This window comes from Actinoplanes sp. NPDC051475, from assembly GCF_040689425.1.
In the GTDB taxonomy this organism is placed as follows: Bacteria; Actinomycetota; Actinomycetes; order Mycobacteriales; family Micromonosporaceae; genus Actinoplanes.
The window spans coordinates 34864-57796 of the sequence record NZ_JBFAZZ010000011.1 but is presented as its reverse complement, the minus strand read 5'-3'; the positions used below and the strand labels follow the sequence as shown (position 1 = coordinate 57796).

22 protein-coding genes and 1 pseudogene are annotated in these 22933 nt (G+C 71.5%); 12 read left to right on the top strand and 11 right to left on the bottom strand.

What is annotated here, in order from left to right; translation table 11 throughout:
* Positions 1-20: 20 nt before the first annotated feature.
* On the bottom strand, positions 21-617 hold the full coding sequence (locus AB0368_RS22640) for a heme-copper oxidase subunit III (RefSeq protein WP_366155918.1): 597 nt from the start codon (positions 615-617) through the stop codon (positions 21-23).
* A 106-nt stretch (positions 618-723) separates the two neighbouring features.
* Here AB0368_RS22640 and AB0368_RS22635 point away from each other — a divergent pair, with 106 nt between their 5' ends.
* From AB0368_RS22635 to AB0368_RS22620, 4 genes are all read left to right on the top strand, one after another.
* The gene (locus AB0368_RS22635; protein WP_366155917.1) at positions 724-1710 is read left to right on the top strand and encodes a cytochrome c oxidase assembly protein; all 987 of its coding nucleotides are present in this window, start codon (positions 724-726) and stop codon (positions 1708-1710) included.
* Between the two features lie 53 nt (positions 1711-1763).
* The gene (locus AB0368_RS22630; protein ID WP_366155916.1) at positions 1764-2210 is read left to right on the top strand and encodes a hypothetical protein; all 447 of its coding nucleotides are present in this window, start codon (positions 1764-1766) and stop codon (positions 2208-2210) included.
* 44 nt (positions 2211-2254) lie between these two features.
* Positions 2255-3319, top strand: coding sequence for an anthranilate phosphoribosyltransferase (gene trpD, locus AB0368_RS22625; protein WP_366155915.1), 1065 nt, complete (start codon positions 2255-2257; stop codon positions 3317-3319).
* 133 nt (positions 3320-3452) lie between these two features.
* Entirely contained in the window at positions 3453-3659 is a 207-nt protein-coding gene (locus tag AB0368_RS22620) for a hypothetical protein (RefSeq protein WP_366155914.1), read from the top strand.
* Positions 3660-3765: 106 nt separating this feature from the next.
* On the opposite strand, the gene AB0368_RS22615 is transcribed toward AB0368_RS22620, so the two are convergent.
* A complete protein-coding gene (locus AB0368_RS22615; protein WP_366155913.1) occupies positions 3766-4188 on the bottom strand; it encodes a cytochrome c oxidase subunit 4 in 423 nt (140 codons plus the stop codon).
* Positions 4189-4198: 10 nt separating this feature from the next.
* Positions 4199-5065, bottom strand: a complete 867-nt coding sequence (coxB, locus tag AB0368_RS22610; RefSeq protein WP_366156143.1) for a cytochrome c oxidase subunit II — start codon at positions 5063-5065, stop codon at positions 4199-4201.
* A gap of 242 nt (positions 5066-5307) precedes the next feature.
* Here coxB and AB0368_RS22605 point away from each other — a divergent pair, with 242 nt between their 5' ends.
* Complete coding sequence (locus tag AB0368_RS22605) at positions 5308-6456, top strand: aminotransferase class V-fold PLP-dependent enzyme (protein ID WP_366155912.1); 1149 nt, start codon at positions 5308-5310, stop codon at positions 6454-6456.
* Positions 6453-6665: a sulfurtransferase TusA family protein gene (locus AB0368_RS22600; protein ID WP_366155911.1), complete on the top strand. Its 213-nt coding sequence runs from the start codon at positions 6453-6455 to the stop codon at positions 6663-6665. Before AB0368_RS22605 ends, AB0368_RS22600 begins: the two co-directional genes overlap by 4 nt.
* Here the strand turns inward: AB0368_RS22600 and AB0368_RS22595 are convergent.
* The 4 genes from AB0368_RS22595 to AB0368_RS22580 all read right to left on the bottom strand — a co-directional run bounded on the left by AB0368_RS22595 (position 6658) and on the right by AB0368_RS22580 (position 9912).
* A complete protein-coding gene (locus AB0368_RS22595) occupies positions 6658-7158 on the bottom strand; it encodes an ATP-binding protein (RefSeq protein ID WP_366155910.1) in 501 nt (166 codons plus the stop codon). The genes AB0368_RS22600 and AB0368_RS22595 overlap by 8 nt on opposite strands.
* 5 nt (positions 7159-7163) lie before the next feature.
* Complete coding sequence (locus AB0368_RS22590) at positions 7164-8141, bottom strand: carbohydrate kinase family protein (RefSeq protein ID WP_366155909.1); 978 nt, start codon at positions 8139-8141, stop codon at positions 7164-7166.
* Positions 8142-8273: 132 nt separating this feature from the next.
* Positions 8274-8648, bottom strand: coding sequence for an iron-sulfur cluster insertion protein ErpA (gene erpA, locus AB0368_RS22585; protein WP_366155908.1), 375 nt, complete (start codon positions 8646-8648; stop codon positions 8274-8276).
* 103 nt (positions 8649-8751) lie between these two features.
* A complete protein-coding gene (locus tag AB0368_RS22580; protein WP_366155907.1) occupies positions 8752-9912 on the bottom strand; it encodes a glycerate kinase in 1161 nt (386 codons plus the stop codon).
* Position 9913: 1 nt separating this feature from the next.
* Here AB0368_RS22580 and AB0368_RS22575 point away from each other — a divergent pair, with 1 nt between their 5' ends.
* The 4 genes from AB0368_RS22575 to AB0368_RS22560 all read left to right on the top strand — a co-directional run bounded on the left by AB0368_RS22575 (position 9914) and on the right by AB0368_RS22560 (position 13621).
* Positions 9914-10063 carry a hypothetical protein gene (locus AB0368_RS22575; RefSeq protein WP_366155906.1) on the top strand — a complete coding sequence of 50 codons (150 nt, stop codon included), beginning with the start codon at positions 9914-9916 and terminating at the stop codon, positions 10061-10063.
* Positions 10064-10115: 52 nt separating this feature from the next.
* A complete protein-coding gene (nadA, locus tag AB0368_RS22570) occupies positions 10116-11294 on the top strand; it encodes a quinolinate synthase NadA (RefSeq protein WP_366155905.1) in 1179 nt (392 codons plus the stop codon).
* A gap of 217 nt (positions 11295-11511) precedes the next feature.
* A complete protein-coding gene (murA, locus tag AB0368_RS22565) occupies positions 11512-12867 on the top strand; it encodes a UDP-N-acetylglucosamine 1-carboxyvinyltransferase (RefSeq protein WP_366155904.1) in 1356 nt (451 codons plus the stop codon).
* Positions 12868-12988: 121 nt separating this feature from the next.
* The gene (locus AB0368_RS22560; protein WP_366155903.1) at positions 12989-13621 is read left to right on the top strand and encodes a DUF3043 domain-containing protein; all 633 of its coding nucleotides are present in this window, start codon (positions 12989-12991) and stop codon (positions 13619-13621) included.
* Between the two features lies 1 nt (position 13622).
* Here AB0368_RS22560 and AB0368_RS22555 read toward each other — a convergent pair whose 3' ends face one another.
* The gene (locus AB0368_RS22555) at positions 13623-13931 is read right to left on the bottom strand and encodes an AzlD domain-containing protein (RefSeq protein WP_366155902.1); all 309 of its coding nucleotides are present in this window, start codon (positions 13929-13931) and stop codon (positions 13623-13625) included.
* Entirely contained in the window at positions 13925-14632 is a 708-nt protein-coding gene (locus tag AB0368_RS22550) for an AzlC family ABC transporter permease (RefSeq protein WP_366155901.1), read from the bottom strand. The genes AB0368_RS22555 and AB0368_RS22550 overlap by 7 nt, the downstream gene beginning before the upstream one ends.
* A gap of 65 nt (positions 14633-14697) precedes the next feature.
* Here AB0368_RS22550 and AB0368_RS22545 point away from each other — a divergent pair, with 65 nt between their 5' ends.
* Complete coding sequence (locus AB0368_RS22545) at positions 14698-15246, top strand: XRE family transcriptional regulator (RefSeq protein WP_366155900.1); 549 nt, start codon at positions 14698-14700, stop codon at positions 15244-15246.
* A gap of 33 nt (positions 15247-15279) precedes the next feature.
* On the opposite strand, the gene AB0368_RS22540 is transcribed toward AB0368_RS22545, so the two are convergent.
* Positions 15280-16605 carry a helix-turn-helix domain-containing protein gene (locus AB0368_RS22540; protein WP_366155899.1) on the bottom strand — a complete coding sequence of 442 codons (1326 nt, stop codon included), beginning with the start codon at positions 16603-16605 and terminating at the stop codon, positions 15280-15282.
* Positions 16606-16901: 296 nt separating this feature from the next.
* Positions 16902-17889 (bottom strand): annotated as a pseudogene (locus AB0368_RS22535) (ABC-2 family transporter protein).
* 2413 nt (positions 17890-20302) lie between these two features.
* Here AB0368_RS22535 and AB0368_RS22530 point away from each other — a divergent pair.
* Complete coding sequence (locus tag AB0368_RS22530) at positions 20303-22921, top strand: WG repeat-containing protein (RefSeq protein WP_366155898.1); 2619 nt, start codon at positions 20303-20305, stop codon at positions 22919-22921.
* Positions 22922-22933 lie beyond the last annotated feature (12 nt).

Sequence of the window (22933 nt, the reverse complement as noted above, 5' to 3'; positions counted from 1 at the left end):
ACTCACGGACGGGCGGCGGGCTACTGCAGCCAATAGATCATGGCGAACAGCGCGATCCACACGATGTCGACGAAGTGCCAGTAGTAGGACACGACGATCGCCGAGGTCGCCTGCGCCGGCGTGAACCGGCCCATGGTGGTGCGGATCATGTAGACGATGAAGGCGATCAGGCCGCCCGTGACGTGCAGACCGTGGAACCCGGTCGTGAGGTAGAACATCGAGCCGTAGCCGTCACCATTGATCTTGATGCCTTCCTCGACCAGGTGGCGGTACTCGTTCGCCTGGCCGAGCACGAAGATCAGGCCCATGACGAAGGTGATGGTGAACCAGCGCCGCAGCGCGAACACGTCACCCTTCTCCGCCGCGAACACGCCGAGCTGGCAGGTGACCGAAGAGAGCACCAGGATCACCGTGAACGTCGTCGCGTACGGGATCTTCAGGACCTTGGTGTGCTCTTCCCACATGCTGTAGTCCGCCGCGCGGATCGCGAAATACATCGCGAACAAGGCTGCGAAGAACATGAGTTCGCTGGAGAGCCACACGATGGTCCCGACGCTGACCATGTTGGGTCGGGTCAGCGAGTGGATCCGGCTCTTGTCGATGGCTGCCGCTGTCACGGGCTCATTATTGCCCCGCGATCACCTCAACATGTCGCGGGGGGCCTAATCCGGCATGTGTCGCAGCCCGGTAGCGGCCCGGCCACCGGGATGGGCCTAGCCTCGAATGGTGCAGCTCGCCGAAACGCCCCTGTTCACGGTCGTGGCGGGGGATACTGTCCCGCCGCCGTTCAGCGTCGCCCGAATCTTCACCGACATCCGCCTGACCAGCCTGATCGCCCTGTTCCTGCTCGTGGCCGCCGCCGTATACCTGTACGGCGTGCACCGGCTCAAGCAGCGCGGCGACCACTGGCCGGCGGGCCGCACCGTGGCGTTCCTGGCCGGCGGGCTCGGCTCGCTCGCGGCGGTCACGGTGACCGGGATCGAGGCGTACGACACGACGCTGATCAGCGTGCACATGGTGCAACACATGGTCCTGTCCATGGTGGGCCCGATCTTCCTGGCCCTGGGCGCGCCGGTCACGCTGGCGCTGCGCACCCTGCCCGTACGCCACCGCAAGATGCTGCTGGCGGTCCTGCACAGCGGCGTGGTGCGAATCCTGACGTTTCCGCTGGTCGCGTTCGGTCTCTTCATCGCCAACCCGTTCGTCCTCTACTTCACGGGGCTGTACAGGGCCACGCTGGAGCACGCCTGGCTGCACGAGTTCATCCACGTGCACTTCATCGTGACCGGGTGCCTGTTCTTCTGGCCGCTGCTGGGGCTCGACCCGCTGCCGAACCGGTGGCCGTACCCGGCAAGAGCCCTGCTCATGGTGCTGTCGGTGCCGTTCCACACGGTGCTCGGCCTGACGATCATGCAGAGCAAGACGCTGCTCGGCGGCGACTGGTACCCCAACCTGCACCTGAGCTGGATGAAACCCTTCGACGACCAGGTCACGGCCGGCGGGATCCTCTGGGCCGGCGGCGAGATCGTCAGCGTCACGATGCTCGGCATCCTGGTGCTCCAGTGGATCAAGCAGTCCGAGCGCGAGGCCAAGCGGATCGACCGCGCCCTGGACCGGGCGGAGGCCGAGGAACGCGCCGCGGCCGCGCCTGCCGCGACCAAGATCACAACCGAGACGACGACGGTACGCCCACAGCCCGACGCCGAATGACCGGTTGGGTACGATCAGCTCGCACCTACGAGCGTGGGAACCGGGGCACATTCATGAGCGACGTCACCAAGCGTGAGCCGGACAAGTACACGGTCCTGCTGTACAGCGACGACATCAAGGTCCGCGACAAGATCCGGCTGGCGATCGGCGTACGCCCCGCGGTCGATCTCGCCGTCGAGTTCGTCGACGCCTCCACCTGGGAGGAGTGCCGGCGCCTGCTCGACGACTACGAGATCGACCTGATGGTCCTCGACGGCGAGGCCTCCCCCGCCGGCGGCCTGGGCATCGCCCGCCAGACCAAGGACGAGTACGCCGAGCCGCCGCCCGTCTGCGTGGTGATCGCCCGCGCGGCCGACCGCTGGCTGGCCGCGTACGCCCAGGTCGACGCGACCCTGATCTACCCACTCGACCCGGTGGCCACGGGCCAGACGATCGCCGGCATGCTGCGCGCCCGCCGCAACGGTGCGGTCCCGCTCGGCACCCTCGGCACGCTGGGCTGACCGCTCCACACCCCCCGCACGCACCTCGCCCTCCGGAGGCCCCCATGGGCGCACCTACCTGGCCCGATCTGCTGAGCGCCCTGCTGCGGGGCGAGGAGCTGCCGACCCAGGACACCGCCTGGGCCATGGGCGAGATCATGGCGGGCAACGCCACCCCGGTCCAGGTGGCCGGGTTCGCCGTGGCCCTGCGGGCGAAGGGCGAGACGCCGGTGGAGCTCGCCGGCCTGGTCCAGGCGATGCTGGCCAACGCCACCGTTGTCGACCTCCCCGAGGACGTCCGGACCGACGCGGTCGACGTGGTGGGCACCGGCGGCGACCGGGCCCACACGGTGAACATCTCCACGATGGCCGCGATCATCGTGGCGGCGGCCGGCGTCAAGGTGGTCAAGCACGGCAACCGCGCGGCCTCCTCGGCCTGCGGCACCGCCGACCTGCTGGAGTACTTCGGCATCCCGCTCGACCTCGGCCCCGCGGGCGTGGCCCGCACCGTGGCCGAGGCGGGCATCGGCTTCTGCTTCGCGGCCCGCTTCCACCCGGGCATGCGGCACGCCTCGGTGACCCGCCGCGAACTGGGCCACCCGACGTTCTTCAACGTGCTCGGACCGCTGACCAACCCGGCGCGCCCGCGCAGCGCCGCGGTCGGCTGCTTCGACCAGCGGATGGCCCCGGTGATGGCCGAGGTCTTCGCCCGCCGCGGCGACTCGGCCCTGGTCATGCGCGGCGAGGACGGCCTGGACGAGTTCACCACGGCCGCGCCGACCCGGGTGTGGACGGTCAAGGACGGCACGGTCACCGAGTCGGTGGTGGACGCCGTAGACCTGGGCATCCCCCGCAGCAACCCGGGCGACCTGCGCGGCGGCGATGCGGCGTTCAACGCCGACGCGGCCCTGCGCACGTTCGCCGGCGAGAGCGGGCCGGTCCGCGACGCGGTGCTCGTCAACGCGGCGGCGGCGTTCGCGGCCCACGCGGGATTCCCGGGCAGCTTCGCCGACACGATGCGGGCCGGCATCGCCCGGGCGGCCGAGGCCGTCGACTCGGGCGCGGCCACCGCACTGCTCGGCCGCTGGGTCGAGGCGGCGAAGGCGGCCAAGGCCGCCGAACATGCGTGACCCCGGCCCGCCGACCGGCGGGACCGGCTTTTGTCCCAACACGCCGGGGCGCGTCCACCGCTGCCCGGCCAACCCGTGACAACGTTTGAATGACATTCGGGTAATTCCACCTTCCGACGAAGAGGAGCCACCCGTGGACGAACGAGAGCTGCGCTGCATCATCTGCGATGCGGAGATGCCGTTCGAGGTGCCGCCCTGCGGCGACGGCCACGACAAGGACTGTCCCGAGCTGGTCTGCACCCGCTGCGGTGCCGCCGAGATCCTGGCCCCGCTGGAGATCCGGGTCTGGCTGCGGCCCGGCGGCGACCGCATCGCCCCGCTGCAGCGCCGCGCCGCCTGAGGGTTGGTTCAGGGATACCGAGCGCTTCCGGCACCCGCAGCGCGCCGCTCAGCCCATGCAAAAGGCCCGCACCTAGTTCAGGTGCGGGCCTTTCGACGTCGAAAGCTCAGTGCTCGGCGGGGTGCCGGCTTCCCGAGTAGTACTCGAACAGCAGGCCGCAGGCGGCGAAGATCACCATGATCAGGCCGACCATGATCAGCCACCACTGCCAGTACACCAGGCCCATGGCGGCGGTCGCCGCGGACAGCGCCAGCCCGAACGGCCAGTAGCTGCCCGGGCTGAAGAAGCCCACCTCGCCGGCGCCCTCGGCGATCTCGCCGTCCTCGCGGTCCTCCGGGCGCAGGTCGATGCGCCGGGCGACGAACCAGAAGAAGCCGCCGCACATCGCGCACAGCAGGCCGGAGAGGATCAGCGCCACGGTGCCGACCCACTCGGTGTGGCCGGTGCCCTTGGTGTAGAGGCTGTAGACGATGGCGGCGCCGAAGAGGAATGCGGAGACGCCCGCGAAGATCTTGTATTCGGTCTTCAACTCGGTTCCCCTACTTCCGTGCGGCCGCGGACTCGCCGGACTGGTTCCACGAGTGCCCGTGGCGGCGCGTGTCGAACGGGCGGGTCTTCACGGCGAAGCGCTCGTCGCCGGAGTAGCCGATCGCCTCCATGGCGTCCTGCGTGTTCTTGCCGCCCTGCTTGGCCTTCAGGAACTGGTCGAAGCGATCCGGCGACACCACGACGAGCTCGAACTGCATGAAGGCGTGGTAGGTGCCGCACAGCTCGGCGCACCGGCCGACGTAGCGGCCCTCCTTGTCGAGGGTGACCTCGAAGACGTTGCGCACGCTGCCGGGGAAGACGTCCCGCTTGAACAGCATCTCCGGCACCCAGAACGAGTGGATGACGTCGCGGCTGGTCTCCTCGAACCGGATCTTGCGTCCGGTGGGGAGCACGAGCAGCGGGATGACGTCGGACGAGCCGAGCGTCGACGCCACCGTGTGGGCGTCCTCGCCGGGCGCGTCACGGTAGTTGAACTGCCAGTTCCACTTGAACGCGACGACCTCGACGGTCTGGTCCGGCTTGGCCGACAGCTTGTCCACATCGGTCTGCACGATCGCCGTGTAGTAGAAGAGCACCGCGACGATCAGCACCGGCGTGACCGTGTACAGGACCTCCATCGGCATGTTGAACCGCGTCTGCACGGGGAGGTTGTCGCCACGCTTGCGGTAGCGGATCACGCACCAGAAGATCAGGCCCCACACGAAACAGCCGACGACCAGGGCCGCGATGGTGGCGGCGATCCACATGTCGTACATCTTGTGGGCCTGCAGCGTGATGCCGTGCCGGGGCCAGCCGAAGCCGCCCAGCTTGTCACCGATCGCGTTGGCGGAACAGCCGGACAGCAGGGCCAGCAGCATGGCACCGCCGACACCGAGCCCGGCGAGCCGTACGACCCGGGGCCGTGCGACCGAACTCCTTGAGACCACCTGCTCCTGCCTCCCTAGAGCACCGCCCGGTGCGGCTTAATCCGGACACCGGCGGCAAGGTGTCACCGACGGTCGCACACTACTCGACCTGGCCCGGCCGTCCGGTTACCGGGGGTCGGATCTTCGACCGGGCGTGCGTACCCCCCGATCCTGTGGACGATACCGTTCCGGAGGTGGAATACACGCCGGAACAAGCCGGTGCACCCGCCTACCTGGACGCGGCCGGCGGGGCACCGATGCATCCCGTGGCGCGGCAGGCCCTCCTCGCCGCCCTGGACGACGGCTGGGCCGACCCGGACCGGCTCTATTCCGCCGGCCGGCGGGCCCAGCAGCTGAGGGAGGCGGCGACGGCCACGGCGGCCGAATGCCTGGGGGTACGCCCGGACGAACTGACCTTCCTCTCCTCGGGCACGGCCGCGGTGCACGCCGCCGTCCTGGGTGGGCTCGCCGGACGTGTCCGAGCTGGTCAGACGTTCGTCCACTCGGCCATCGAGCATTCCTCGGTGCTGCACGCGGCGGCCCGGCACGGCACGTCCGCGGAGGTCGGTGTGGACCGGCTGGGGCGCCTCGATCTGGACGCCTGGCGGGACGCCGTGGCGGACCCTGGCGTCGCCCTCGCGAGCCTGATCAGCGCCAGCCACGAGGCCGGTACGGTGCAGCCGGTCGCGGCCGCCGCGGAGGCCTGCGCGGAGGCGGGGGTGCCGCTGCACGTGGACGCCGCCCAGTCGATCGGTCACGCGCCGGTGCCGCCGGGCTGGTCCCTGCTCACCGCCAGCGCCCGCAAGTGGGGCGGGCCGGCCGGGGTGGGGCTGCTCGTGGTCCGCAAGGGCGTTCGCTGGCTGTCCCCGTACCCCGGTGATGATCTTCACAGGCCGCACCCACAGGGTGCGCTGAACCTGCCCGCCGTGGTCGCCGCCGCAGCGAGCCTGCGGGCCGTGCTGGCCGAGGCGCAGACCGAGGCCGTACGCCTGTCCGCCCTGGTCGACCGGATCCGGACGACCGTGGCGGCGACCGTGGCGGACGTCGAGATCGTCGGCGACCCGGTGGAACGGTTGCCGCACCTGGTCACGTTCTCGTGCCTGTACGCCGACGGCGAGGCGCTGCTGCACGCGCTGGACCGGCACGGCTTCGCGGTGTCGTCCGGCTCCTCGTGCACGGCGTCCACGCTGCGGCCCAGTCACGTGCTGGAGGCGATGGGGGTGCTCAGCCACGGCAATGTTCGGGTCTCGCTGCACCGGGGCACCACGGAGGCCGACGTCGACAGGTTCCTGGCGGTGCTGCCCGGCGTGGTCGAGGAGATCCGAAAGGAGGCGGGGATGTGATCGAGGTGGACTCCCGGGGCCGGCGCTGCCCGCTGCCCGTCATCGACCTCGCGAAGCGGATGCCGACCGTGGACGTCGGCGAGGTGGTGCGGGTCCTGGCCGACGACCCGGCGGCGGCCAACGACATCCCGGCCTGGTGCCGGATGAAGGGCCAGGAGTACGTGGGCAGCCCCGCCCCGGACGCCTACGACGTGCGCCGGCTCACCTGAGGTAGTCGACGACCGGCCCGACCGGGTCCTCCGCCAGGTGCGTGTCGACGACCAGGCGGGGACCCAGGTACGGCTCGTACTCCTTCTGCCGCTCGACGACCCGCACCCAGTCCGGGACGCCGTCGTGGTCGCGGGCCGCGTACCGGGCCTCGACCCGGCGGCGGTGCTCGGCGTCGTCGGCGCAGACCACCTCGACGACCCGCAGCGGGACGCCGAGGCGCTCGGCGAGCTCGATCCAGAGCTGCCGGGCCGCCTTCACCGGGTTGACCGCGTCGATGATCACACTGTGGCCCATGGTGAGCTGCGTCTCGGCGAGCGCCGCCACCACCCCGTACGCGGCGTAGCCGGGACGGGGCTCGGTGACGTCGTAGGCCTGGAGCGTGAAGTCGACGGTGTCGACGGCGAGGACGGCTGCTGGCAGCGCCGTCCCCACCTTGTGCGCGAGCGTGCTCTTGCCCACGCCCGGCAGGCCGGCGAAGACGGCGAGGACCATCGTCGTTACGCGGGCAGGTGCGGCTGGATCTCGGCGGCGGCCTCGTCACCGTACGAGTCGGCGAGGCGCTTGAGGAACTCGTCGGCCCTGACGTCGTACTCCTGCGGGCCGACGGTCTCCAGCACCAGGGCGGCGACCAGCGAACCCACCTGCGCGGCGCGCTCGAGGCCGATCCCCCAGCTGAGGGCGGAGAAGAAGCCGGCCCGGAAGCCGTCGCCGACGCCCGTCGGGTCGTCCGGCACCACGCCGCGGGCGACCGGCACGTGGATGCGCTCGAGCGCGCGCCCGGTGATCTCCACGCCGTCCTTGCCCAGCGTGGTGACCCGGATCTTGACGTGCTGAAGCACCTGGTCCGCGCTCAGGCCGGCCTTGGTCTCGAGCAGCGAGCGCTCGTAGTCGTTGGTGAGCAGATACTCCGCGCCCTCGATGAGCGCCATCACGTCGCTGCCCTCCATGCGGGCGAGCTGCTGCGACGGGTCGGCGGCGAAGGCGTAGCCGCGGGCACGGCACTCCTGCGAGTGGCGGATCATCGCGGCCGGGTCGTTGGCGCTGACCAGGACCAGATCCAGGCCGCCGGCGCGGGCGGCGACCGGCGCGAGCTCGATGTTGCGGGCCTCAGCCATCGCACCCGCGTAGAACGAGGCGATCTGGTTGAGGTCGTCGTCGGTGGTGCACACGAAGCGTGCGGTGTGCGCGACCTCGCTGACGTGCACCGAGTCGCAGTCGACCCCGTGCCGCTCGAGCCACGAACGGTAGTCGGCGAAGTCCGCGCCGACCGCGCCGACCAGGATCGGCCGCAGGCCCAGCTTGCCCATGCCGTACGCGATGTTCGACGCCACGCCGCCGCGGCGGACCACGAGGTCGTCGACGAGGAAGGAGAGCGAGACCTTGTGGAGCTGATCGGCGATGAGCTGCTCGGCGAACCTGCCCGGGAAGTGCATCAGATGGTCGGTGGCGATCGAGCCGGTGACGGCGATCTTCATGTCGGCCCTCGGGGGTCGGGTGCGATTACCCCCGGAGCCTACCGGCCGTTCGCACGCCGGACATCCCCGCGTCACGGCGGAGGGCCGCCCACCCCGGCGGGATGGACGGCCCTCGAAGCCTTGCGCAGCAGGTCAGTGGAAGGAGTCACCGCAGGCGCAGGAATTCTGCGCGTTCGGGTTGTCGATCGTGAAGCCCTGCGCGTCGATGCGGTCGGCGAAGTCGATCGTGGCACCCGCCAGGTAGGGGGAGCTCATCCGGTCGACGACGACCTCGACGCCGTCGAAGTCGCTGACGACGTCCCCGTCGAGGGAACGCTCGTCGAAGAACAGCTGGTACCGCAGGCCGGAACAGCCGCCGGGCTGCACGGCGATGCGCAGGCGCAGGTCGTCGCGGCCTTCCTGCTCGATCAGGGCCTTGACCTTGGTCGCCGCGAAATCGGTCAAAATGACGCCGGTCGGCGGAGCCGTGGTGGCCTCGGTCGCCTCGGTGTGCGCTTCAGTAGACACGTGCGGTTCTCCCTGCCGGTCCGGTGATGTGCCGTACCGGCTAACGCTAGCTCTCCCGGGCCCTATTCCCAATTCGGTAGGGCGAGATGTCCGACACCGTCCCTCACCTGCTCCATTGCCCGGCCAGGCGGGCCGCGACCTCGCGCAGGCCCCGGGCCGGCTCGGCAAGCGCCCGTTCCTCCGAGCCGAAGTGTTCCACCAGGGCGTACGTCTCCGTGACGCCCGCGTTGGCGGCTTCGCGGTAGCCGGTCTCGTTGCGCCCGGCGACCACCACGCAGGGCAGCCCCCGGTCGCGGGCGCCGTTCGCGATCCCGGCCGCCACCTTGCCGCGCAGCGACTGGTGGTCGAAGGACCCCTCCCCCGTGATCACCAGGTCGGCCCGGTCGAGCTGCTCCTCGAGGCCGATGAGGCGGCTGACCAGGCCGATACCGGACACCACCCGGCCACCGAGGGCCAGCAGGGCGGCGCCGATCCCGCCGGCCGCACCGGCGCCGGGCATCGCTGCCAGGCCCCCGATGCCGAACGCCCGCTCCAGGACGCCGGAGAAGTGCTCCAGCGCGGCGTCCAGCCGCAGCACGTCCTCCCTGGTGGCACCCTTCTGCGGGCCGTACACGTTGCTGGCGCCGTGCAGGCCGAGCAGCGGGTTGTCGACGTCGGTGGCGGCGACCAGGCGCACCTGACGCAGCCGGGGCTCTCCCTCGAGGCCGGCCGCCACGCCGAGGGCCGCACCGCCGTACGGCAGCGCGTACCCGCTCTCGTCCAGGGGGGCGGCACCCAGCGCGGCCAGCATCCCGGCGCCGGCGTCGTTGACGGCGGAGCCGCCCAGCCCGACCACCACCTCGGCCGCGCCCGCCTCCACGGCCGCCGTCAGCAGCAGGCCCAGGCCGTACGAGGTGGCGGCGTTGGGGTCCCGCTCGTCCCTGCTCAGCAGGTGCAGGCCGCAGGCCTGGGCGCTCTCGACGTAGGCGGTGGTGCCCACGACGAGCACCTCACCCCGGGCCGGGCGGCCGAGCGGGTCGACGGTTTCGACCGGGATCCGCCGGCCGTCCAGCGCCGCGCCGACGACCTCCAGGAAGCCGGGGCCGCCGTCGGAGAGCGGCCGCAGCACGCAGTCGTCGTCCGGGGCCACGGAACGCCATCCCTCGACGAGCGCGGCGGCCACCTCGGAGGCGGTCAGCGTGCCGGCGAACTTGTCCGGACAGATCAGTACGCGCACGAGGAGAAAGTACAGGTTTCGCGCAGGCACGCCCGGCAACGTTGGCATCATGGCCACTCTCATGCAGCGACTCCAGAAGTTCCTCCGCAGCCCCCAGGGGCAGCGCCTGATCCATGAGGGTCAGCGCCAGCTGGCGAAGCCGGAGAACCAGGCCCGGCTGCGCCGGCTGGCGACCCGTATCCAGGGCCGCCGCCGCTGAGTGGTCCACAACACCGCTGCGACCGGCCAGAGCGGTGCGCCGTTGTGGAACCATGGTTGGCGTGACGTCGACCTGGACCGAACCCGCGAACACCCCTCTCGCGCTGCTGCTGCTCGGCAAGGGCACCGATCCCGCCAGCGAGCGCGGCGTCGACTGCCCCGGCGACCTCCCCGCGCCCAGCGACCCGGACCTGGTCGCCCGGGCCGCCGCCGCCAAGGCCGCGCTCGGTGACCGAGTCTTCGTGCTCGGCCACCACTACCAGCGCGACGAGGTCATCCAGTTCGCTGACGTCACCGGCGACTCGTTCAAGCTGGCCCGCGAGGCCGCCGCGCGCCCCGGCGCCGAGTTCATCGTCTTCTGCGGCGTGCACTTCATGGCCGAGAGCGCCGACATCCTCACCGGCGACGCCCAGAAGGTGGTGCTCCCCGACCTGGCGGCCGGCTGCTCGATGGCCGACATGGCGGTGCTGGGCCAGGTCGAGACGGCCTGGGACCACTTCACCGACCTGGGGATCGCGGACGAGGTCGTCCCGGTCACGTACATGAACAGCTCGGCCGACATCAAGGGCTTCGTGGGCCGCAACGGCGGGGTGGTCTGCACCTCGTCCAACGCCAAGCGTGCCCTGACCTGGGCCTTCGAGCAGGGCCAGAAGGTGTTCTTCCTGCCCGACCAGCACCTGGGCCGCAACACGGCGGTGCTGGAGATGGGCTTCTCGCTCGACGACTGCGTGCTCTACGACCCGCACAAGCCGCAGGGCGGCCTCACCCCCGAGCAGCTGCGCGACGCCCGGATGATCCTCTGGCGCGGCCACTGCTCGGTGCACGGGCGCTTCACGGTCGACAGCGTCCGCGAGGTCCGCGAGCGGGTTCCCGAGGTCACGGTCCTCGTCCACCCGGAATGCCGGCATGAGGTCGTGCGCGCCGCCGACCAGGTCGGCTCGACCGAGTACATCATCAAGGCCCTGGACGCCGCGCCGGCCGGCTCGGCCTGGGCGATCGGCACCGAGCTCAACCTGGTCCGCCGCCTGGCGCTGGCGCACCCGGACAAGCAGATCATGTTCCTCGACCGGACGGTCTGCTACTGCTCGACGATGAACCGCATCGATCTCCCCCACCTCGTGTGGGCCCTCGAGGAGCTCGTGGCGGGTCGCGTGCCCAACCAGATCACCGTCGACGAGGACACCGCGAAGTACGCCCGGATCGCCCTCGACCAGATGCTGGCACTCCCCTAATTCATCACTCTGGGTGATTGCCAAAGAGCCCTACGCTCCGCCACACCTTTTTGTTGACTTAATCATCAGCAATTCGTGCCGTCCTGGGCGTTCTGATCATTTCTGCAACGGTCACGCAGGGCTATGCTTCCCCGGCGACTGCCGTGGGTCCCCCTCCCGCGCAGCACCCCTCAATCGCTTCGGGCGCGGACCTCCTCGCCCGCCTCTGGAGGTTGCGTTGACCGACGACGTCCTGGCCGTACACGGCGGTGCGCCGCTGCACGGGCAGATCCGGGTCCGTGGCGCCAAGAACCTGGTTTCCAAGGCCATGGTGGCCGCCCTGCTGGGCGAGACACCGAGCCGCCTCTTCGACGTGCCGCGCATCCGCGACGTGGAGGTCGTCCGCGGCCTTCTCGGCCTGCACGGCGTCAAGGTGTCCGACGGCGCCGACGACGGCGAGCTGGTGATGGACCCCACCAACGTGGAGAGCGCCAGCAGCGACGAGATCAACGTGCACGCCGGCTCGTCGCGGATCCCGATCCTGTTCTGCGGCCCGCTGCTGCACCGGCTCGGGCACGCGTTCATCCCGGACCTCGGCGGCTGCCACATCGGCCCGCGCCCGATCGACTTCCACATCCAGGCGCTGCGGCAGTTCGGCGCGGTCGTCGACAAGACGCCCGAGGGCATGCACCTCACCGCCCCCAACGGCCTGCACGGCACGAAGCTCGAGCTGCCGTACCCGAGCGTCGGCGCGACCGAGCAGGTACTGCTGACCGCCGTACGCGCCGAGGGCGTCACCGAGCTGCGCAACGCCGCCATCGAGCCGGAGATCATCGACCTCATCTGCGTGCTGCAGAAGATGGGCGCGATCATCACCGTGCACACCGACCGGGTCATCGAGATCCTCGGCGTACCGAAGCTGCACGGCTACCACCACAAGCCGATCCCGGACCGGATCGAGGCGGCCAGCTGGGCCGCCGCCGCTCTCGCCACCCGCGGCGAGATCGAGGTGCTCGGCGCGCAGCAGGCCGACATGATGACGTTCCTCAACATCTTCCGGTCGATCGGCGGCCAGTTCGAGGTCACAGACGCGCGGGTGCCTCGGCCCGGGGTCACCGGCGTCGAGGGCGGCATCAAGTTCTGGCACCCGGGCGGCGAGCTGCAGGCCGTGGCGCTGGAGACGGACGTGCACCCCGGCTTCATGACCGACTGGCAGCAGCCTCTGGTAGTCGCGCTGACCCAGGCCCGCGGCCTGTCGATCATGCACGAGACCGTCTACGAGCAGCGGCTGGGCTACACCGAGGCGCTGAACAAGATGGGCGCGACCATCCAGGTCTACCGCGACTGCCTCGGCGGCACCCCGTGCCGCTTCGGCCGCCGCAACTTCAAGCACTCCGCGGTGATCGCCGGCCCCAGCAAGCTGCACGCGGCCGACCTGGTCATCCCGGACCTGCGCGCCGGATTCAGCCACCTGATCGCGGCCCTGGCCGCCGAGGGCACCTCCCGGGTGTACGGCGTCGACCTGATCAACCGGGGCTACGAGGACTTCGAGAACAAGCTGGCCGCCCTGGGCGCCCACACCGAACGCCTCTGAGCGTCGCCACCGCACGGACCGCGCCGCCGATCGCTCCTGATCGACGGCGCGGTTTCGCATCCGAGGCGGTGCTCGGCCACGCGGTTTCGGGTTTGCGGCGGCACTTGGCTACTCTGCTGGGGTGCCCTCGCTGTTTCGCCGCAAGTCCGCCGACCTCGTCTCCGACGCCGTCGAGCAGGTGACGCCCGAGTCCGACTCGGCCACCTCCAAGCCCAAGGGCTACACGCCCTCGAAGAAGGAGCTCGGGCTCCAGACCCCGAAGCGGCAGACCGCCCAGCGGCGGCACGATGCGGTGCAGGCCCCCGCGAACCGCCGCGAGGCGATGAAGAACATGCGTGAGCGGCAGCGGTCCGAGCGCGCCGAGGCCTCGGCCGGGATGCGCTCGGGCGACGAGCGCTACCTGCTGGCCCGCGACCGGGGTCCGGAGCGGGCGCTGGTGCGCAACATCGTGGACTCCCGCCGCACGGCCGGCACCTGGTTCTTCGTCGGCGCCATCATCGTCTTCATCGGCTCGACCGGGAAGATGCCGCTGCAGGTCCAGATCGGCGCCAACCTGCTGTGGGCGATCCTGGCGGTCACGGTCGTGGTCGACAGCATCCTGATCTCGCGCCGGATCAAGAAGCTCGTCACCGAGCGCTTCCCGAAGACGACCCAGCGGCTGGGCTCGCTCTACCTGTACGGGATCATGCGCGGCCTGACCTTCCGCAAGATGCGCGTCCCCAAGCCACAGGTCGAGCTCGGCGCCAAGGTCTGAGTCAGGGCACGCCGGCCAGGCGCAGCAGGGCCCCGGTCGCCGCCGCGGCCAGCACGACCACGACGAACGGGGCCCGGCGCCAGGCCAGCAGCGCGCCGACGGCCACCCCGGCGGGCCGCGCCACTCCCGCGAACGCAGCACCCTCCATCAGCGCAGCAGTGGCCGCCAGGGCCGCCAGCAGCGTGGTGGCGGCCATCGGCAGCAGCCGCTGGAGCTGATCGGAGAGCTCGAGGCGGTCGCGAAGCAGGACACCGCTCAGCCGCATCGCGTACGTCCCGACGGCCAGCACCACGATCGACGCGATCAGCACGAGACCTCCTCGAGTTCCCGGGACTCCTCGCGACGCCGGCGCGGCGCGAAGAGGGCGAACAATCCGAGCAGCGCGCTCAGCACAGGCAGCCCGGCCGGCAGGACGGGAGTCAGGACCACCGCCACGACCGCGCCCGCCAGGGCCACCGTGCGCGTCGCCCGGTCCCGCAACGACGGCAGGATCAGGGCGATCAGCCCGGCCGGGAAGGCGGCGTCGAGCCCCAGTGCGGCCGGGTCACCGGTGGCACCGCCCAGCAGGACACCCAGCGCGGAGCCGGCGTTCCACGACGTGAAGAGCGTGATGCCGATCAGCCAGTACGTACGCCGGCGGCGGCCGGGGTCCGCTTCGCGCAGCGTGAACGCCACGACCTCGTCGGTCATCAAATGGCTGCCGATCAGCCGGTCGCGCCACCGGTCGCCCACGGTCCCCGCGACGGCCAGCCCGAACGGCAGGTGCCGGGCGTTCAGCAGCAGGCCCGCAACGATCGCCGCCAGCGGGTTGCCGGCCGCGATCAGGCCCACGGCCAGGAACTGTGCCCCGCCCGCGAACACCGCCGTCGACATGACGAACGGCACCCAGGTCGGCAGCCCGTACGCGACCGCGATGGCGCCGAAGGACGCGCCCACCGCCACCATCGCCGCGGCGATCGCGGCCGCGTCCCGCAGCAGGGCCCGGTCCGGTGTTCGGCGTAACGTACGCATGGTTCAAAATAATGAACGACGGACCTGCGTTCGTCAAACCGAACGAAACGATCGACGGAGCGAACATGGATTCTCCGCTGGCCACCATCGCCGCAGCGCTGCGCGCCGAACGGGAACGCGCCGGCATCTCCCTCGCCGAGCTCGCCCGCCGCGCCGGCCTGGCCAAGTCCACGCTGTCGCAGCTCGAGAACGGCACCGGCAACCCCAGCATCGAGACGCTGTGGTCGCTCGGCGTCGCGCTCGGCGTGCCGTTCAGCCGGCTCGTCGAGCCGCCGGCTCCCGCCGTACGCGTGATCCGGGCCGGCGACAAACCCCGGCTGCGGGCCGACCAGGCGGACTTCGCCGCCAGCCTGCTGGCGGCCGGATCCACCCACGCCCGCCGCGACCTGTACGTGATGGAGCTGGAACCGGGCCAGCCCCGCGAGGCCGAGGCGCACATCCCGGGCAGCATCGAACACGTCGTCGTCGCCGCCGGACGGCTGAGCGCCGGTCCGACGGACGAGCGGGTCGACCTCGGTCCCGGCGACTACGTGGCGTTCCCCGGCGACGTCCCGCACCACTACGAGGCCCTCGAGCCCGGGACCTGGGCCGTCCTGGTGATGGAACACCGCTAGTTGCCGCGCAGCTCACCGACGCCGGTCGCGCGGCTACGCGACGCCCACCCGCGCTGCGAAGTCACGGACGCCGGACAGCCCGTGGCTCGCCGGGGCGGACAGGAGCTCGCGGGTGAGCTGCTGCGCCCAGGGCCGACAGCGGACCTCTTCAGGAACGTCGCGCTCGGCGGCCTGTAGCGCATCGAACGCAGCGTGGGGTCGGCCACGGCCCTGCAGCGCGAGGGCGGTGTCCTCCCAGTAGCGAGCTCGCCGTTCGGCGCTGGTGATCGTCCGGGGGTCGACTTTGCGGGCGAAGTCGACGGCCGCACCGTAGTCGCCGAGCTTGCGGGCAACGCTGATGCGGTAGACCGCGACCTCGGTAGTGTTGAACCGGGCTGACGACCCGGCCTCTCGCACCGGCAGCTCGGCCTCGCCGAGCAGGGTCCAGGCGGTGTCGCGGTCGTCGCGGATCGCCGCGGTGTAGGAGGCGACGGCGAGCAGCTGCCCGTACATCGCGCTGAACGTGGGGTCCTGGGCCGGGCTCACACTGCGCAGCTGCCCGGCGGCGTCGAGCACGAGCTTCTGTGCGCTGTCGCGGTGGTCAATGCGGCGCAGCACCGTAGCGGCCAGGCGCTGACCTTCCGCCATGATCAGGGGGTCGTCGCCGGCGGCCGCCGCCTGCACGGCCCGATCGGCGGTGGCGCAGGCCATGCCGTTGTCGTGCAGCTTGATGAGCAGCTGAGCCGCGATGCCGTACGCCGCGGCGAGCCGTTCGGAGGCGGCCGCAGTCTCGTCGACGGCTGCGGCCGAGCGGCTGGCCACCGCCTGGGCGAGCAGCTTCGGCAAGCGGCGGGCGAGCCGGGTGTAGCGGGCAGCCCGGTAGTCCGCGCGCGCGGCGGCGAGCTGGGCGGCGAGCTGCTGGGCGGGCAGCGGATCCGCGGTGAGCCGGCCGAACAACACGTCCTCGATGGTGCTGCCCGACGGCGCGGCGGCGGCCGGGGCCGCCGGCAATGCGGCGGACACACCAACAGCGGCCGCACAGGCCAGGAAATCACGTCGGTCCACGGTGTCGCCCCCTCCGTCGACGGTTCTGGCCAGGCTAGACCCGTCACCGCCTCCCGGGCTGGTTGCCAGGCCGAGCAGGTGCAGAGGTACGTCGTACAGGTCAGCCAGCCGGCGGAGTTCCTCGAGGTCGCGGATGCGCCGACGGCGGCTCTCCAGCCGCGACAGTGTCGACGGCGAGTAGCCGCCCGCCGCGCCGAGTTGCTCCAGCGTGAGCCCGGCCGCGACCCGCGAAAAGCGCAAGACTGTGGCGTAATCGCGGGCCCGTATCGCCTGCTGGACCGCTGGATGGGCCGTCCACTGCAGAGGTGCGCTCACGGTCGCTCCGTCCCCGCACGGGTCTTTGACAGTGACCCGAAGCTTGCAGATCACGCAAGTCGCTTGCACACAACGTGACATGCCTACTTTGCGAGGGCGCTCCCCGGTGGACTCGACACACAGCCCCGCCTCACCCCCTGGCGGCGGGCGACCGTGGTCTACCACTGAGGCCTAGGTCGGCCGATCGCGGCGCCCACCCCAGGTGATCATCAGAGTTTCTATGTACCGATTTGCCACCCGCACCACTACGAGGCCCTCGAGCCCGGGACCTGGGCCGTCCTGGTGATGAAGCACCGCTAGGAGCGGTAGAGCTGGGCGACCACGTCCTCGATGTCCGGCTCGACCAGGGACAGATCCCGCAGCGACGCGAGCGAGGCCAGCTCGGCGACCACCGCCCCGGCGGACGAGGACAGCAGGTCGAACGACGCCCGGTGCCCGTCGGCCTCCAGCGCGACCAGCTCGGCGCCCGGCACGGAGAATCCCGGCGGCAGCGGGGTGTCCACGTCGACGACCAGCGCCGCCGCCCACACCGCCTGCACCCCGACCAGGCCTACCTGGACCGGGGCCGGATCCCGCTCCACCAACACGTCCAGCGGGGTCTGCAGCAGCCCCGGAAACGGCGTACCGACCCAGAGCGTGACGGCGAGCCAGTCCGGCAGGAACCGCAGCGGGAAGTACAGACCGGCCAGCACCCCCGCCGACAACGTCCACAGCGTGATCGGCCCGCGCGCGTCGTGCAGCCAGTACGCGGTGGCGTTCACCAGGAACCGCAGGCCCAGGCTGGCGACCACGGCCAGCACGATCGACAGCGCGGACAGCGGGACGGCGAACCAGCGGCTGGGGGCGTACAGATCGAAGAAGAGCACGCCGACCGCGAGCGGCGGCAGAAACCGGAAGATCATCGCATGCCCGGCCCGCCCCAGGTCAGCGGCAAGATAGCTGACCAGCGGGGGTACGGGGCGCAGCAGGTCGGCGGCCACGTCACCGGAACGGATCCGGTCGGCAAGCTCCGTCCAGCCCCACAGCGACCCTACGGTGAGCAACCCCCTGCCCCAACCACACGAACGACGCCAGCTGCTCGGGCCCATATCCACCCGGCCGTCCCCCGGCAGCCCCCGCCGCGACGGCCAGGAGGACGTAACACCGGAGGAACCCGAAGACGATGTTCGTGAACGATCCGGCTATGGTCGCCTGCCGGTAGGTCGCGTACCTCCGGAAACCCGACGAAGAAAGCGCACCGAACGTAGTGACGAAGTCCCGGAACGGACGGCGGGGAGAGATCACAGGCACCCTGGCGTCGAGCCCGTCCACGCCGTTAATCTCCTCTCACAACCCCCCGCATCGGAGCCGGGCGACTGTACCCGGTGCACCGCCCTGCCACCGAGCAATTTCCGACAAGGTGGAACGCCGTCGTGACGCACCGTAGCCACCCATCCGGTACCCCGCGGGGCGCCCGATGAACGGCTGGAGCTCGCACCGCGGCGCGGGCGGCTGGGACGACGAACCGGCCTGGGTGTACGAGATCACCTGGGAATGGGAACCACAGCCGGGCCAGCGCTACCCGGGCGACCCGGGCCGCCGCCGAGCCGTCCACCACCCCGTCTACGACGCCGCAGCCGCAGCCGAGGCGGCAGCCTCCTGGGACGCGGACTTCCGGGCGATCGCCCAGGCCTCGGGGCCGCCGGCGGGTCCGGTGTCTCCCGCCCGGCCCATCTCCCCGGCCGCGGGACGGGCGACGGTCGGCCGCCCACCGCAGCCACCGCCGTCCTGGTCCGGACCGTCGGATCCGCCCGCGACCCCTTCGTGGAACCGGCCTGTGCCGCTGCCGGACCATCTGCCGGGGCCGCCTCAGGACGCTCCGCACCACGGGCCGTACGCCCGGCCGGCCGGTGCGTCTCCGACATCGCGGCCGGTGGATTCGCCGCGGTCCGGGGCGCCTTACGGGACGCCACGGTCGCATGATCCGCGGGCGGTCGAGCCTCGGTTCGCTGACCCCCGCTCCGCTGATCCTCGGGCTGCTGATCCTCGGGCTGCTGATCCTCGGGCTGGTGTTCCTCGGGCTTTCGATCCTCGCTCGGCTGACTCCCGGGCCGGCGATCCTCGCTGGGCTGATCCTCGGGCCACCGATCCCCGGTTGGGTGATCCTCGGGGGTCGGGGCATGCCGGTGGGGGTTATCCGCCCGCGGCGCCCGGTGGGGCTCATCCGCCGTCGGCGCATCCCGGGGGGGCTTATCCGTCGTCGGGCCATTCCGGTGAGGCTTATCCGTCGCGGTCCTATCCGGGGCAGCCGGACGGCCGGCAAGCCGCTCCGCACCGGGGTCCGGCGTCGCCCTATCCGGGGCAGGCTTCCCAGCCGGACCAACGGCAGGGCGCGCGCCCCACCCCGATCTCGGCTCAGGACGAACGCCGCATGCCGCCACCCGGGCGCGGGAATCACAGTGGGGAACCACCGACGGATCCTCGGTTCCCCGCACCGTCGCAGGGCCAGCGCAGCTCTCCCCCGGCCCGTCAGCATCCCCGGCCGTCCCAGCCGGTTGGTGGGTATACGCCGGAGACCAACCAGCCCCGGCCGTCCTACGAGGCCCCGCCCGCACCCACCACGCCGCCGTGGGTTCAGCCGGCCGCGGCGTCACACACCCCACCTGCCCCGCCGTCTTGGGCTCCGCCTGCGCAAACTCCACCGACCCCGGAGTCGTGGGCACAGCCGGCCGCCGCGCAAATCCCGCAGTCCTGGGCACAGCCGGCGACCAATCAGACTCCACCGACCCCGGTGTCATGGGCGCAGCAGGCGGACACACCGTCCCGGGCGCAGCATGCGGACGCGCCATCCTGGGCGCAGCAAGCGGACACGCCAACGTCGCCGCCCCAGACGGCCTGGGCACCGCCGGCGGCCGCGCACACGTCGGCGCGGCCCGTCTCGCCAGGGCGCGTCGTTGCCTCCCACTCGGCGCCGCCGGCGCCGCCAGTTGCCGCCCAGCAGCCTCCGGCGCCGGTCGCCCGACCGACCTCGGTCCAGCCGACACCGCCGGTGGTACGTCCGATGCCGGCCCAGCCCGCGACGCCCGTCGTGCGACCGCTGGCCGCCCAGTCCACGCCGCCCGTCATCCGCCCCACGTCGGTCCCACCCACCCCGCCCGTTGTGCGCCCGATGTCGGGCGGGCCCAGCGCGACGCAGGGCGGACGTTCGGAGCCGGCTCAGCCCGCGGCGCAGGGCGGACGTTCGGCGACGGCGGAGCCGGCGCACTATCGTGCGGCTCCGCCCGCGCATCCCTACGAGCCTGAGCCTCGGCACGCCCCGAGACCGGACGAGCGCCAGGCGATCCGTCCGCCTTTTGTCACGCACCCGGCCACGTCAGCCGCTTCGGCATCGGCGGCGCCGTCCACCGTGGGCCCGACGGCACCTGTTACTCCGGCGGTCCCGCCTGTGCACACGCCGCCGAGTCCTTGGGGTCCGCCTCCGGCAGCACCGGTTCCGGCCGCCACCGATCAGGTCCGGCCTCCCTCCGCTGGGCCCATCGCGCCGACATCGGGACGCGCGCCGGCGGAGACCGACGACGTGGAAGTCGTCGCTGAACAGGTCGATGCCGAGGTAGAGGAAGACAGCTCTCGGCCGGTCGATGTCGAGGTTGTCGAGCCTGCTGCCGATGAGCTCATCGTCCTTGCGGCTCTGGAGCCCGCGAATGGTGACGTTCCGCAGGTGTTCGACGTCCCGGTCGTGGAGAGTCCGGCGCCCGTCCTTCCCGAGGTGGTCGACGACATCCCCGCAGATGGGGACGATGGGCCCGGCGAGGAAGACGCCGTCAACTCTCGCGGAACCACCGACCGCGAGAGCACGGATCCGGACAGCACGGATCCGGACAGCGCGGAGCCGGTCAACGCAGAACCCGTCAACGCCGCGCCCATCAGCGCCACCCCCGTCAGCTCCGAGCCGACCAGCGCGGACCCGGTCAGCGCCGCGCCCACCAGCACGGAACCGGTCAGCCCCGCGCCCACCAGCACGGAACCGGTCAGCGCCCCACCCACCAGCACGGAACCGGTCAGCGCCCCGCCCACCAGCGCGGAACCAGTCGGCGACGAATCGGGCAGCGACGAATCGATTGACGTAGCGCCGGTTGTCGTCGAGGTGGTCGTTGGTGCGCCGATCAGTGGTGCGCCCGTTGATGCGGACGGTTCCCTCGGTGGCGAGATTGCCGGGGACGGCCCCAACGACGAGGTTGTCGAGGCCGAGATCGTTGACGACGAGGAAGACGGCGAGGCGGGCGCGGACGCCGGCCGGCAGCCGGTGGATGTCGAGGGGGACGCGGCCGACGAGGGTCGTGGGCTCGGCTGGCTGCTCTCGATGAGCGGTTTGGGCGCCGTCACTCCGCCGGCGGACTCGGCTCCTGTCTCTCCTGCTCCTGTGGCTCCGGTCAGTGCGCCCGCCGCCGTGGATGCTCCGGTGAGCCCGGCGCCTGTGCGGACTGATTGGTTCTCTCCGTCCATCGAGACCGAGGTGGTCGAACCGCGGACGGCATCGCCGGAGGACACCGCCGAAACGCCGGACGCTGCCGCGGAGGTGGAGGGCGGCACCGTCACAGAAGTAGTCGGTGACGACGTCGGAGAAGCGGCGAGCGATGCCGAGGAAACGGCGGACGAGGCCGAGGGAACAGAGGCCGACGCAAGGGCGACCGACGCTGAGGACGCGGCGGCGGATGTCGAGGACACGGCAACCGACCCTGCAGAAGCTGCGGGAGACGTCGAGGAAGCGGCGGCAGAGGAAGCGGCGGAGACCGACCCCGTCCAAGACACGGCGACCACCCAGACCAACCTCCAGGCGCCGGCCCGGCCGGAGACGGCGACCGCCCCCGACGACCCTCAGCTCCAGAACCCACCCGCCACGCCCGAAGAGACACCGGTCCGGGACGCCGCTGCCGGCCGTACCGAAAAAGCGGTCCGGGCTCCGAGCATGCAGTTGCCCACCCTCTCCGTCGCTCCCCCGCCGGAGCCGGAGCTCGAGCCCGAGCGCCGCCTGGCGGACCCCGAACAGCTGCTTGCCGCGTACCCGTGGAAGGTTGATCCGGTCACCCTGCGGGAGACCGCCGACGAGCCGGAGCAGCTGCGGGCCGTTCGGGACCGGCTGACCGACAAGCTGGAGTACGCCGAACGCGACGCCGTCCGGGCCCGGCTGTTGAGTGTGCGTGCCGTGGTGAGCCGGGTGCTCGGCGAGTACGGCCGTGCCCTCGCCGACGGCCGGGAGGCGCTGCGGCATGCGGAGGCGACCGGTGAGCTGCGCCGGATCGCGATCGTGCAGGCTCGGCTGGCTCATGTGCAGCAGTGGCGGGGCGACTACGCCGAGGCCGACCGGCTGTACGAGGAGGCGAACTCCGTCGAGCTGCCCGGGCGGCTGCGGGCCGAGATGCATGTCCATGCCGGGACGTCCTGTTACGAGCAGGGGCGGTATCTCGAGGCTTGCAATCATTTCGAGCTGGCGCTGGAGTTGCGGCGGGTCGAGGATCCCGACCTGGTCGCCCGCACCGAGGCCGCGCTCGATGCCGTGATGGCGCGGGTTCAGGAGGCCGGGTGGGGGCCTTACCCGCGCACGCGGGAGGAGATTCTGCAGCAGAGCCGTCCGCCGCAGCCGGCTCAGGACTACGAGACCGATCTTTTCGGGTACGCCGACAGCAACGGCGATGTGGTGATCCCCGAGGTGTACGCCGAGGCCCAGCCGTTCCACGAGGGCGCCGCCTGGGTCCGCCGGCCCGACGCCGCCGCCTGGGAGTTGATCGACGAGAGCGGGACGCGGCTGCTCGACGACTCGTCCGCGTACCTCCAGGCCCTGCCGTTCTCGGACGGGCTGGCGTGGGTGTCGCGGGATCCGGCCGGCGGGTGGTTCGCCGTCGACTGGCACAACCGGGTCATCGTGCCCGGCGGGTTCGACGAGGTGCGGCCGTTCCGGCGGGGTGTCGCCGCCGTGCGGCGGGGCGGGTGGGGCGCCCTCGATCGGCATGGGCGGATCGTGGTGCAGCTCAAGTACCGGGGGTTCGCCACCGCGTTGACCGCCGGCGGGACCGTCGACGGGTTCACCGAGGAGGGGCTCGCGGTGGTGGACGCCGGCGGGCGGTTCGGGGTCGTCGACCGTACGGGCCGGCTGCCCGTTCCGCCGGTGCACGCCGAGGTGATCATCCATCCGGTGGCGTACGTGATCCGGGACGAGCAGGGGAGCTGGGGTGCCCTGGACCGCAAGGGCGAGCCGATCGTCGACGTCGCGTACGCGAAGCCGGCGGACGTGGTGCGGGAGATCGACCGCCTGCTCTCCGACACCCGGCCGGTCCTGTGAGGCGCGGGTAGG